At 70.0% G+C, this 12233-nt stretch carries 14 protein-coding genes; 4 read left to right on the top strand and 10 right to left on the bottom strand.

What is annotated here, in order from left to right:
* The first annotated feature begins 73 nt into the window (after positions 1-73).
* The 4 genes from K6753_RS04625 to K6753_RS04610 all read left to right on the top strand — a co-directional run bounded on the left by K6753_RS04625 (position 74) and on the right by K6753_RS04610 (position 2582).
* Entirely contained in the window at positions 74-724 is a 651-nt protein-coding gene (locus tag K6753_RS04625) for a methylthioribulose 1-phosphate dehydratase (RefSeq protein WP_223675010.1), read from the top strand.
* Complete coding sequence (locus tag K6753_RS04620; protein ID WP_223675009.1) at positions 721-1278, top strand: 1,2-dihydroxy-3-keto-5-methylthiopentene dioxygenase; 558 nt, start codon at positions 721-723, stop codon at positions 1276-1278. Before K6753_RS04625 ends, K6753_RS04620 begins: the two co-directional genes overlap by 4 nt.
* Positions 1279-1404: 126 nt before the next feature.
* Positions 1405-2109, top strand: a complete 705-nt coding sequence (gene mtnC / locus K6753_RS04615; RefSeq protein ID WP_223675008.1) for an acireductone synthase — start codon at positions 1405-1407, stop codon at positions 2107-2109.
* Positions 2106-2582, top strand: a complete 477-nt coding sequence (locus K6753_RS04610) for a GNAT family N-acetyltransferase (RefSeq protein WP_223675007.1) — start codon at positions 2106-2108, stop codon at positions 2580-2582. Before mtnC ends, K6753_RS04610 begins: the two co-directional genes overlap by 4 nt.
* 96 nt (positions 2583-2678) lie before the next feature.
* On the opposite strand, the gene K6753_RS04605 is transcribed toward K6753_RS04610, so the two are convergent.
* From K6753_RS04605 to K6753_RS04560, 10 genes are all read right to left on the bottom strand, one after another.
* Positions 2679-4328: a calcineurin-like phosphoesterase C-terminal domain-containing protein gene (locus K6753_RS04605; RefSeq protein ID WP_223675006.1), complete on the bottom strand. Its 1650-nt coding sequence runs from the start codon at positions 4326-4328 to the stop codon at positions 2679-2681.
* 243 nt (positions 4329-4571) lie between these two features.
* Positions 4572-5204, bottom strand: coding sequence for a bifunctional phosphoribosyl-AMP cyclohydrolase/phosphoribosyl-ATP diphosphatase HisIE (hisIE, locus tag K6753_RS04600; RefSeq protein ID WP_223675005.1), 633 nt, complete (start codon positions 5202-5204; stop codon positions 4572-4574).
* Positions 5194-5970: an imidazole glycerol phosphate synthase subunit HisF gene (gene hisF / locus K6753_RS04595; protein ID WP_223675004.1), complete on the bottom strand. Its 777-nt coding sequence runs from the start codon at positions 5968-5970 to the stop codon at positions 5194-5196. Before hisF ends, hisIE begins: the two co-directional genes overlap by 11 nt.
* Positions 5964-6749, bottom strand: a complete 786-nt coding sequence (hisA, locus tag K6753_RS04590) for a 1-(5-phosphoribosyl)-5-[(5-phosphoribosylamino)methylideneamino]imidazole-4-carboxamide isomerase (RefSeq protein ID WP_223675003.1) — start codon at positions 6747-6749, stop codon at positions 5964-5966. Before hisA ends, hisF begins: the two co-directional genes overlap by 7 nt.
* Positions 6746-7342: an imidazole glycerol phosphate synthase subunit HisH gene (gene hisH / locus K6753_RS04585; RefSeq protein WP_223675002.1), complete on the bottom strand. Its 597-nt coding sequence runs from the start codon at positions 7340-7342 to the stop codon at positions 6746-6748. Before hisH ends, hisA begins: the two co-directional genes overlap by 4 nt.
* 10 nt (positions 7343-7352) lie before the next feature.
* Positions 7353-8426, bottom strand: coding sequence for a bifunctional histidinol-phosphatase/imidazoleglycerol-phosphate dehydratase HisB (hisB, locus tag K6753_RS04580; protein ID WP_223675708.1), 1074 nt, complete (start codon positions 8424-8426; stop codon positions 7353-7355).
* Positions 8427-8431: 5 nt separating this feature from the next.
* Positions 8432-9538 (bottom strand): histidinol-phosphate transaminase, encoded by a 1107-nt coding sequence (hisC, locus tag K6753_RS04575; protein ID WP_223675001.1) that lies wholly within the window; start codon positions 9536-9538, stop codon positions 8432-8434.
* On the bottom strand, positions 9535-10914 hold the full coding sequence (gene hisD, locus K6753_RS04570; protein ID WP_223675000.1) for a histidinol dehydrogenase: 1380 nt from the start codon (positions 10912-10914) through the stop codon (positions 9535-9537). Before hisD ends, hisC begins: the two co-directional genes overlap by 4 nt.
* Positions 10911-11825, bottom strand: a complete 915-nt coding sequence (gene hisG, locus K6753_RS04565; protein WP_223674999.1) for an ATP phosphoribosyltransferase — start codon at positions 11823-11825, stop codon at positions 10911-10913. Before hisG ends, hisD begins: the two co-directional genes overlap by 4 nt.
* 10 nt (positions 11826-11835) lie before the next feature.
* Positions 11836-12159: a YerC/YecD family TrpR-related protein gene (locus tag K6753_RS04560; RefSeq protein WP_223674998.1), complete on the bottom strand. Its 324-nt coding sequence runs from the start codon at positions 12157-12159 to the stop codon at positions 11836-11838.
* Positions 12160-12233 lie beyond the last annotated feature (74 nt).

Genomic DNA, 12233 nt, shown 5'->3' with positions numbered 1-12233 from the left:
TTCGTTGCCGCGGCCGCGCCGCCTTCAGACGTTCCGGGGCCGCGGACTGGCACGGGTGTTCTAAACTCGTGGCATGAACGCCCCCCTCCCCTACGATCCGCAGCGACTGGTCCACTGCGCCGGCGAAATCATCGTCAACGTGCGCGAGTTGGCCGAGCGCGGTTGGACGCCGGCCACCAGCAGTAACTTCTCGCGTCGCATGGACGACGCGCACCTCGCCATCACCGTGTCGGGCCGCGACAAGGGTCGCCTGACCGAAGGCGACATCATGGTCGTCGACATGGACGGCCAGCCGGTCGCCACCGACCAGAAGTCCTCGGCCGAGACGCTGCTGCACACGCAGCTTTACAAGCGCTTCCCGGAAATCGGCTGCGTGCTGCACACCCACTCGCAGACGCAGACCGTGGCCTCGCGCCTGTACGCCGGGGCCGGCCACGTGCACCTGGAGGGCTACGAGCTGTTGAAAGCCTTCGCGGGCAACACCACCCATGAAACCGAAGTCGAATTGCCGGTGCTGCCCAATAGCCAGGACATGCACACGCTGGCCGCGCAGGTGGACGCCCTGCTCGACCGCCAGTGCATGTGGGGTTACTTGATCGACGGCCACGGCCTGTACGCCTGGGGCCGCGACATGGCCGAGGCACGCCGCCACCTCGAAGCCTTCGAATTCCTGCTCGGCTGCGAGCTGCAACTGCTGAGCCTGCAACCCCGGAGTCACCGATGAGCCGCCTGCGCATCTTCCACGAGAACCGCCACGACGCCCCGGAGCTGACCACCGCCGACCACGCCGAAATGGCGCGCGAGCTGGCGCGCATCGGCGTCGGGTTCGAGCAGTGGGAGGCCAGCAAACCCGTCCAGCCCGGCGACACGCCCGAGGCGATCATGGAGGCCTACCGCTCCGACATCGACCGCCTGGTGGCCGAGCGCGGTTTCAGGACGGTCGACGTGGTCAGCATCGCGCCGGACAACCCCAACCGGGAGGAAATGCGGCGCAAGTTCCTCGACGAGCACTTCCACAAGGAAGACGAGGTCCGGTTCTTCGTCGCGGGCTCGGGTCTGTTCACCCTGCACGTGGGCGAGAAGGTCTTTGAGATTACCTGCGAGCAGGGCGACCTGATCGCCGTACCGGACGGCACCACGCACTGGTTCGACATGGGGCCGGAACCCAGCTTCGTGGCCATCCGCTTCTTCACCGAGCCCGATGGGTGGGTCGGCCACTTCACCGGCACCGACATCGCCCAGCGCTTCCCGCGCTACGAGAAGGGCCAGGCGCGCTGACGCACTGAATGTGACTCGCTGGCTGCAGGCACGGCTTCAGCCGCGATCGTGCCCGCCCGGGCTCCCGTGCCAGACGACGCACTCCAGATCCATCGCGGCTGAAGCCGCTCCTACAAGAACGGTTCCATGCCCAAGGCCATCCTGACCGACATCGAAGGCACCACCAGCAGCATCTCGTTCGTCAAGGACGTGCTGTTCCCGTACGCACGCCGCGCCCTGCCCGGCTTCGTCGCCCGCCGCGGCCGCGAGCCAGCGGTACGCAAGTGGCTGGACATGGTGGCCAGCGAGAACGGCGGCATGTGCGACGACGCGATGGTCGTCGAGGTGCTGCAGGGCTGGATCGACGAGGACCGCAAGCACACCGCGCTCAAGGCCCTGCAGGGCATGGTGTGGGCGGACGGCTACAAGGGCGCGGACTTCACCGCGCACCTGTATCCCGACGCCGCCGAGGCCCTGCCAGCCTGGCACGCAGCCGGCCTGCCGCTGTACGTGTACTCGTCGGGCAGCGTGCCGGCGCAGCGGCTGTTTTTCGGCCACAGCGACGCCGGCGACCTGACCGGCCTGTTCTCGGGCTGGTTCGACACCGAGGTCGGCGGCAAGCGCGAGGCCGACAGCTACCACCGCATCGTCGAGTCGATCGGCATGCCCGCCCGCGACGTTATGTTCCTGTCGGACGTGGTCGAGGAGCTCGACGCCGCGCGGGAGGCCGGCCTGGCCACCGTGCTGGTCGACCGGCGCGAGGACTATCCCCAGCCGCGCCTCGGCGACGCGACTCACGGCCACTGGCGTGTTGAGTCGTTCGCGGAAATCGACGGCGCGCCGAAGGTGTGAACGAGGCGGCTGGCGAACGCATGGTATTTCGGCTTGCGAATGCCCCCGACCTGCCCCGCCTCGTCGAAATGCTGGCGGATGACGCATTGGGAGCAACGCGCGAACGTTACGAAACGCCGTTGCCCCATGGGTACCACGACGCGTTCGAGACCATCACGCGTGATCCAAACAACGAGCTGCTGGTGGCTGAAAGCGACGGCCTCGTCGTCGGCATGCTGCAACTGACCTACCTGCCCTCCCTGACCTACCAGGGGCGCTGGCGGGCCATGGTCGAGGGCGTGCGTGTCGCGCGCGAAGCGAGGTCGGGAGGCGTCGGGCGGCAGTTGCTCGAGCATGCCCTCGAACGTGCGCGGCGTCGCGACTGCAACATGGTCCAGTTGACGACGGACAAGGCGAGGCCCGACGCGTTGAAGTTCTACGAGGCGCTGGGGTTCGTCGCGTCGCACGAAGGGATGAAGCTCTCCCTCCCGTGAATCCATGTGACCCTCTGCCAGCCCGGACAGAGTGAGGGATGACGAGAACGGGCAGACGCGCTATCGGGTACTGACGTACGCAACCACGCACGCTTTCTACCCGCCGAACTCCTCCAGCCGATACGACGTTTCCGCCCGCTGCTCACCCTGCCAACGGTCGAACGCCCTGACCTCCACGTGGTGTGAGCCAGCGCCGAGGTCCGTCGGCAGCGCCCCGCGCCACAGGTGAGTGGACGGCTTGGCTTCCGGTGAGCGGTCGAAGCCGCGTAGCACGTCGCTGGCGTCATCGCGCGCGTTCTCGGCGAGCAGCAGCGGGTCGGGCTGCTCGACGCGGCGCATCGGCTGCCATGGACCACCGTCGACGCGGTACTCGACGCGGGTGCCCGCGTCGCCCATGAAGACATTGGCGTACACGCCCCAGGCCGGATACGCGCCCCGCCGCAGCACGCGCGGGGCATGCAGGTGCATGGCCTGCGTGCGCGAGGGATCGCCCGCCTCGAGTCGCGCCGGATGCCAGGCCAGGGAGTAGTCGCCACCGGCCGTGACGCGCAGGCGTGCATACCCGTTCGGCGTGCCATCGGCCATGGTCGCGTCGGGCACACCCACCTCGTCCGGGGCGCCGGACCAGAACGCGCCGCAGGTGGCGCCGACGTTGTACTCGTGCAGCGGCGAGGCGCCGGGCCAACCGGCACCTGCGCCGTGCCAGACGTGCTGCTGCACGTGGCTGTGTGCGCTCAGCACCAGCACCTTCGGGAACTCGGCGAGGAGGTCGAACAGGCGCCCACGGTCGGCCGCACGGAACGTCTCGCGCCCGCCGGTATCGAACAGCGGGATGTGCAACGCCAGCACCAGCAACCGATTGCGCGGGACGGTGGCCAGGTAGGCATCGAGGAAGTCGAACTGGTCATCGCGCAGCCCGCCGATGTAGCCGGGTTGCGCACCCGGCAGGTGGATCACGTCGTCCAGCACCACGAAGGTCGCCTCGGGCTCCTCCCACGCGAACGTGTCCGGTCCGAAGTGATGGCGGAACGTGGCCAGCGACGCCGCATCAGTGCCTGCCGCCAGGTCGAGGTCGTGGTTGCCCGGCACGTGCAGCCAGGGCACGCCCAACCGGGTCGTGGCGGCGATGACATCGGGATACAGCGACAGCTCGTCATCGACGATGTCGCCCAGGCTCAGGCCGAGGTCGGCGGCGACGCCCTTGAAGTGGAAGCGGTTGAAGCGGTGCCCCATGTCGATAGCGGCTCCCTGCATCAGGGGTTCGATGATGTCGCGCTCGAAATGACCGACATCGGCCGTCGACTTGACCTGGGGATCGCCGAAGAGGAGGACATCCAGCGCCTCGCGCCGCTCGGGCGACGCCGCGAACGGGGCCAGGGCGAACGGCCGGCATCGCGGCACGCTGTTCCTGTCCGACGCGCTCGCCACTCCATCCCCGGCACCCCGCCAGTAATCCGGCAGTCCATTCCCGCGCTCGCGCAGCACATGCGTGGCGGGTTTCAGCAGGAACAACGGACGATCCGCCGACGCCGACATCCGGTAACGGCCGTCGCCATCCGTACGTTCGACCGTCCTGCCATCGGAGATGGCGATGCCTGCCAGGCCGGGCTCACCTGCGTCCGTACGGCCATTGCCGTTGCGATCCTCGAACACCGAGCCGCCCGCGCATCCGGCCACAGGCGACGTGGCGGCCCGTACGGGCACGACGAAACAAAGGACGGCGAAAAACAGGATCAGCGAGCGCATGCGGCCTCCGGAATGCCGGAGGATTATGCCGCCCGGATGCGGCTGGCCCATGACGTCGTCGCCGCTGCCTGCGGCTTCGGCCACCAGATGCCTCGGCGGTCTCGCTCCGTCATCCTGCCCGCGAACGCAGGTTGCTTGATCGTGCGGCGGGACGGCGACCGTCCGTGGCGTGTAGGAGCAACGTCCTTGGATTCCCGCCTTCGCGGGAATGACGGCAAGAGCACGTGCTCCTGAGCCAACCGCCTAACGGCTGTGCCGCCGCTTCAACTCGCTACGCACGTCCTCAAGCGACAAGCCGCGCGCGCGCAGCGTGACCATGAGATGGAACACCAGGTCCGCCGCTTCGCCCACGAGCGCGGCATCGTCCTGCGCCACCGCCGCCAGTGCGGTCTCCACGCCCTCTTCGCCCACCTTCTGCGCGCAGCGGCGCACGCCACCCTCGAACAGCGAGGTCGTGTAGCTGCCCACCGGGCGCTCGCGTTCGCGGCGAGCCACCAGCGCGTCCAGTTCCCCCAGGAAGTCCGAAGGCGCCTCGGGAAAACAGCTCGCACGCTGCAGGTGGCACGTGGGCCCGTGCGGAATCGCCCGTACCAGCAGGGTGTCGCGGTCGCAGTCGGTTTCGATGCCGACCAGCTCCAGCACGTGGCCAGACGACTCGCCCTTGGTCCACAGCCGGCCTTTGCTGCGGCTGAAGAAGGTGACCCGTCCGTCGAACAGGGTCGCGGCCAGCGCGGCGCGGTCCATGTAGCCCAGCATCAGCACCTGCAGGGTCCGCGCGTCCTGGACCACGGCCGGCAACAGGCCGCCCTGCTTGTCCCAGGCAAGCGTGTCCGCCTCCAGCGTCGTTACTTCGTCCCGGATTGAATCAGGCGACATCGCGCACCTCCACGCCGGCCGCCTGCAGCTCACGCTTGAGCGCGGGGATCCGGATCGCCCCGGAATGGAACACGCTCGCGGCCAGCGCCGCATCGCAATCGGACTGGCAGAACACGTCGACGAAGTGCGCCGGCGCGCCGGCGCCCCCGGACGCCACCAGCGGGACCTCGCACACTGCGCGCACCGCCGCCAGCTGCTCCAGGTCGAAGCCCTCGCGCACGCCGTCGCTGCCCATGCAGTTCAACACCACCTCGCCTGCCCCGCGTTTCTGCACCTCCACCACCCAGTCGAGCGTGCGCCGCGGCAAGGCCTGCGTGCGGGATGGGTCGCCGGTGTACTGGCGCACCCGCCACTGCCCGTCGTCGTCGCGCAGGCTGTCGATGCCGGCAACGATGCACTGCACGCCGAATGCCGCCGCCAGTTCGTCGATCAGCTCCGGCCGCTCCAGCGCCGGGCTGTTGACCGACACCTTGTCCGCGCCGGCGTGCAGCACCTCGCGGGCGTCATCGACGCTGCGGATGCCGCCCGCGACGCAGAACGGAATGTCGAGCACGCGCGCGACGCGTTCGACCCAGTCACGGTCGACGCGGCGGCCCTCGGGGCTGGCACCGATGTCGTAGAACACCAGCTCGTCGGCGCCTTCGTCGCGGTAGCGCAGCGCCAACTCGACGATATCGCCCATGTCGACGTGGTCGCGGAAGCGCACGCCCTTGACCACGCGCCCGCCCTTCACGTCCAGGCAGGGGATGATGCGGCGGCTCAACATGGCGACACGTCCGCCGCCTCGCTGACGCCTTCCAGCGCGAGCGCATCCGACAGTTCGAACCGGCCGTCGAGCAGCGCCTTGCCCAGCACGGCACCGCCGCAGCCTGCCTCGCGCGCCGCACGGACGTCGGCCACGCCGCGCACGCCTCCACTGGCCTGTATCGCAACGCCCGGCGCCGCTTCGACCAACCCCTGGTACAGCTCGAGGTTCGGCCCGCCGAGCATCCCGTCCCGGTCGATGTCGGTACACAAAAGGTGCCTGAGGCCGGCATCGGCATACGCCTTCAACAGCACGTCCAGCTCCAGCCCGCTGCCCTGCGTCCAGCCGGCAACGGGCAGCCGCCAGCGGCCATCCACCCCACGGCGCGCGTCCAGCGCCACCGTGATGCGCTCGGCTCCGAACCTCGACAGCCACTCGATGACCCGCGGCGGTTCGCGCACCGCCAGCGATCCCACCACCACGCGTGATGCACCCGCGTCCAGCATCGCCTCGACCGCAGCTTCGTCCCGCACGCCGCCACCGGTCTGAACCTGCAGGCCGGTGTCGGCGGCGATGTCGCGCAGCAGCGGTGCCAGCGTGTAGCCGCCCTCCCGCGCGGCGTCCAGGTCCACCAGATGCAGCCAGCGTGCGCCGGCCCGGGCATACCGCGCGGCGACCTCCAGCGGCGCGTCGGGGTAGCGCGTCTCCTGCGCGTAGTCGCCTTGGCGCAGGCGCACCACGCGGCCCTCGCGCACGTCGATCGCGGGGTAGACGGTGAAGCCGAACGTCGGCGCAGTCATGCAGGCATCTCCAGGAAATTTCGAAGCAGTCGCGCACCCACCTCGCCCGAGCGCTCCGGGTGGAACTGCGCGCCCCAGCAGCGGCCGCTGCGGACCACGGCCGAGAACGGCGCGCCATGCGTGCTGGCGGCCACGGTCCAGTCACCTACCGGTGCCGCGTAGCCGTGCACGAAGTACGCCTGTGCGCCGTCGGCCACGCCTGCGAGGAGTGGATCGTCCGCCCCATGCCGAAGCCGGTTCCAGCCCATGTGCGGGACGCGCACGCCGGGCGACGGAGCCAGCGGCTCCACCCGCGCCGGAATGCGTCCCAGGCACGCCACCTCGCCTTCGGCCGAGGATTCGAACAGCAGTTGCATGCCCAGGCAGATGCCCAGCAGCGGTTGCGGCAGCGTGCGCAGTACGTCGACCAGGCCCAGCGCGTGCAGGTGGGCCATCGCCGTGCCTGCCGCGCCGACGCCGGGCAGGATCACGCGGTCGGCGGTCCTGATGGTGTCGATGTCCGCAGTGAGGGGCGCATCGACACCCAGGCGCTCGAGCGCGTAGCGCACCGAACCGATGTTGGCACCGCCGGAGTCGACCAGCACGACGCTCATGCCAGCCTCCTCACAGCGTGCCCTTCGTGCTTGGCAGGTCGAACCCCTCACGCCGGATGGCCTGGCGCAGCGCGCGCGCCACCACCTTGAAGCACGCCTCGACCTGGTGGTGGTCGTTCTCGCCCTGCACCTTCAGGTTGAGGTTGAGGCCGGCGGTCTCGCACAGCGACCGGAAGAAGTGCGGCACCAGCTCGGTCGCAAGCTGTCCCACCGACTCGCGCGCGAAGCGACCCTCGAACACGAAGTATGGGCGGCCGGAAAAATCCAGCGCCGCTGACGCCAGTGCCTCGTCCATCGGCAGGGTGAAGCCGTAGCGGCCGATGCCACGCTTGTCGCCCAGCGCCTCCCGCAGCGCCTGCCCCAGCGCCAGCGCGCTGTCCTCGACCGTGTGGTGCTCGTCGATGTGCAGGTCGCCCTTGCAGGTCAGCTCCAGCGCGAACCCGCCGTGCTTGCCCAGCTGCTCGAGCATGTGGTCGAAGAAGCCCAGGCCGGTCTCGATCCGGGGTTCGGCGGCGCGGTCCAGGTCGATGGCCACCTCGATCTGTGTTTCCCGGGTGCGCCGGACCACGCGCGCCACGCGCGGCGCATCCGCCAGTGCATGCGCAATGCCGGCCCAGTCCCACTCGCCGCCGAACTGCGCAGTGCGCAGCTGGAACGGCCGGATGCCAAGGTTGTGGGCGAAAGCGTTGTCGGTCTCACGGTCGCCGACCATGGCCGAGCGCGCCCAGTCGATGCTGCGGTCCTTGAGGTACGGCAATGCCAGGCCGATGCCGGGCTTGCGCGTGGGGGCGTTGTCGGCCGGCAGGCTGCTGTCGATCAGCACGTCGTCGAACGCCACGCCCTGGCTTTCCAGCACCTGCATCATCAGGCCATGCGGGCCTTCGAAGCGCTCGCGCGGGAATGCATCGGTACCCAGGCCATCCTGGTTGGTGACCATGACGAAGCGATAGCCGGCGTCGCGCAACCGCAGCAGCGCGGGAATCACGCCGGGCACGAAGCGCAGCTTTTCGTAGGCGTCGATCTGGAAATCGCCGGGCTCCTCGATCAGGGTGCCGTCGCGGTCGACGAACAGCACCGGCCGCAGAGCGCTCATGCCGCCACCGCCATGTTGGAAAGCGCCTCGACGACCCACCGGTTCTGTTCTGGCGTACCGATGCTGATGCGCAAGGCATCCCCCAGACCCGCCATTGCACGCATGTCGCGGACGACGATGCCGGCAGCGAGCAGCGCATCGAACGCCGACTGGGCATCGGCGAAGCGGCACAGCAGGAAGTTGGCGTCGGACGGATACACACGCCGCACACCCGGGTTGGCCTGCAGTGCTTCGCGCAGGCGCTCGCGTTCCACGCGAACGGTGGCGACACGCGCGCGGGTGACGTCCAGTGCTTCCGGCGCAAGCGCATGCAGTGCGAGTTCGACGCACGGCGTGGGCAGCGGATACGGCGCCTGGCACCGGCGGAGCACGTCGATCAACGCAGGCGCAGCGAGAACGGCACCGATGCGGGCGGCGGCCAGCGCATGCGCCTTGGACAACGTCCTCAGGACGGCAAGATTGGCGCGCCGCGCCAGCAGCGTTGCCGCCGACGGCGCCTGCGCGAACTCGCCGTATGCCTCGTCCACGACCACCACCGCCTGGCGTTCGAGCCGTGTGGCCAGTGCGTCCACCGCCTCCAGCGGCAGCGCGCTTCCCGTCGGGTTGCCGGGCGAGCACAGGAACACCAGCCGCGCGCCGGCGGCCTCAGCCTGTTCGGCCACGGCATCGAAGTCGCATGAGTAGGCGCCATTGCACCCCGCCTCGAGCAGCGGGACATCGACCACCCGCACACCGTGCAGGCGCGCCGACACCGCGTACATCCCGAACGTCGGCGTCGTGATCACGATGGCGCCATCGCCGGGCGCGCACAGGGCACGCACCAGCAGGTCGATCGCCTCGTCGCTGCCGCGCCCGGCCAGCACCTGCCCGGGCGCGACGCCGTAGAGTCCGGCGAGTGCCTGCCGCAAGGCCGCCGGCTGCGGGTCGGGATAGCGCCTCACGCCGCCAGCCGTGGCCGACGGATCATCCGCGGGGTTCGCCCAGGGCGACTCGTTGGCATTGAGCCAGACGTCGCCTCGCAGCGACTCGCTGCGCGCCGAACGATACCCGGCGAATGCGCGCAGGTCCGGCCTCACCAGTGCCGTCACGTCCGTGGCGCTCATGCACCCGCCCCCGCCGCCTGCACCCGCAGCGCCACCGCCTGGCGGTGGGCACCCAGTCCTTCCGCCTCGGCCAGGGTCATCGCGCATGGGCCGATCGTGGCGACGCCACTGCGGCTGGCTTCCTGCACCGTGATCGCCACCTGGAAGCTCGCCACGCTGACACCGCTACAGAAGCGAGCCGCGCCCGCCGTCGGCAACACATGGTTGGTGCCACTGCAGTAGTCGCCCAGTGCCTCCGGCGACCAGTCGCCGAGGAACACCGAACCCGCCACCTGCACCTTGGGCAGCCAGCGACGCGGGTCGCGCAGCGCAAGGATCAGGTGCTCGGGCGCGTATCCGTTGCTGAGTTCGAACGCCTCGTCCAGCGTTGCCACGCGCACCAGCCGCGAGGCCGTCAGCGCACGGCGGGCGATGTCCGCGCGGGGCAGCTGCGCCAGTTGCGCGTCCAGCTGCACGCGCACGGCGTCGACCAGCCCGGCGTCGTCGCTGACCAGCACGACCTGCGAGTCGGGGCCGTGCTCGGCCTGCGACAGGAGGTCGGCGGCGACGAAGGCCGGGTTGGCGCCGGCATCGGCGATCACGAGCACCTCCGACGGGCCGGCAGGCATGTCTATGCCCGGGCCGGCCTCGACCGCCGCGACCTGCGCCTTCGCTTCGGTGACCCACGCATTGCCGGGCCCGAAGAGCTTGTCGCACGCAGGCACGCTGCCGGTCCCGAATGCCATGGCGGCGATCGCCTGCGCACCGCCCACCTTGAACACACGGGTGACACCGCAACGCCGCGCCGCGTACAGCACCGCGGGGTCCGCGCGGCCATCGCGCCGCGGTGGCGTGCACATCACGATCTCGCGGCAGCCCGCCAGGCTTGCGGGGATGCCCAGCATCAACGCCGTCGATGGCAATGGGGCCGAGCCGGCGGGCACGTAGAGGCCCACGCGGCGGATCGGCCGCAGGATGCGCTCGCAGGTGACGCCCGGCGCCGTGTCGACCGCATACGGTTGCAGCTGGCCGGCGCGGTGGAAGGCTTCAATGCGCCCGGCGGCTTCGTCGATCGCCGTGCGCACGCCGTCGTCCAGCAGCGATTCGGCCGCGTCGAATTCCGCCGCGCCGACCTCCAGTGCCTCGAGCGACACGCCGTCCAGGTCGCGTGTCAGGTCGCGCAGCGCGGCATCGCCGCGGTTGCGCACCTCCTCGATGATCCGCGCCACGCCTTTTGCGGTCTCCGCGCCGGTGGCCTGTGTCGGCCGGCGAAGTGCGACTGCGCGTGCCGTCGCGTCCAGCACGCCCCATTCGATCCGTCGGGGGATGGCCGGATCCAGTCCGCCACCCGCTTCCCGGGTGCCGCTGGCCCCGAAATCAATGGTGGGCACGCTCATGCCAGCATCCCTTCCACCGGCAGCACCAGCAGCCCGCGGGCACCGGCACGCTTGAGGTCCTCCAGCCGCTGCCAGGTGACCGCGCCGTGGCACAGCGCCTGCAGCGCCAGCGAATCGCAGCCGTCCACCTGCATCACCGTCGGTGCCTCGGCGTCGGGCAGCAGCGGCAGCAGCCCCGGAACCGCCTCGCGCGAGGCCTGGAACATCAGCAGCTTGCTGTTGCGGATGCGCAGCGCGCCGTCGAGCCGGCGCAGCAGCATGTCCGCCAACTCGCGGCGTGCGTCATCGAACGCCGTCACCGGGCCGGCCAGCACCGCCTCGCTTTCCAGCAACGTCATCACCGGCTTGAGCTGGTTGGCCGCCAACGTGGCTCCGCTGGACACCAGGTCGCACACAGCGTCTGCCTGGCCAAGCTTTGGGGCAATTTCCACCGAGCCCGACAGCTGCACGACCTGCGCATCGATGCCCTCGCCCGCCAACCATTGCGCCAGCAGCGCCGGGTAGCTGGTCGCGATACGGGTGCCTTGCAACTGCGCCGGCCCCTCCCATGCCCACGCTTCAGGCACCGCGAGCGCAAGGCGGCAACCGCCGAACCCGAGCGCCCGCCATTCGCGGAACGCGGATGCGCGTCCACCCGCACGGCGGTCCGTGTCCTGCTCCTGCAGCACGTTGCGGCCGACAACGCCAAGGTCGCAGACGCCGTCCGCGATCAGGCCCGGGATGTCGTCGTCGCGCACCAGCAGCAGGTCCACGGGCAGGCTTTCGCCGTAGCAGAACAGGCGGTCGCGGCTCTCGCGCCAGCTCAGGCCGCAGGACGACAGCAGCGCGCGGGCGGGATCGGCCAAGCGGCCAGATTTCTGGATGGCGATGCGCAGGCGGTCGCGCGCCGCCGGGGTGGCGATGGGGCTCATGGGCAGGGACTCAACGGGAACGGGGGGCGCGACGCGGCAACGCCGCCGCATAACCGCCGGCACCACGGTCGAGCGTGCGCGCGACCCGGCCGATGGTGGTGACGCTGACCGCGGTGCGGTCGTGGATCTCGCGGTACGGCACGCCTTGGGCGATCAGGGGCACCACCCGCCAACGGTCGGTCATTGCCTCCAGCTCGGCGGGCGTGCACAGGTCTTCGAAGAAGGCCCGTATCTGCGCCGGATCGCGCAGGCGCGCAATCGCGGCGGCGAGCTCGTCGAGGCTGTCGACCGGGGTGGCATCGTCGGGAACAGGGGCAAGTGCGCGGCGCTTCATGATGATCCAATGTATTAACGCGCTGGCACATTAATGCGTTGCGCCTTTGCGGTCAACCCGAAGGAAACCCCTGC

Source organism: Novilysobacter selenitireducens (genome assembly GCF_020026895.1).
GTDB classification, from domain to species: domain Bacteria; phylum Pseudomonadota; class Gammaproteobacteria; order Xanthomonadales; family Xanthomonadaceae; genus Lysobacter_C; species Lysobacter_C selenitireducens.
This window is presented reverse-complemented; position numbering and strand designations above follow the sequence as displayed.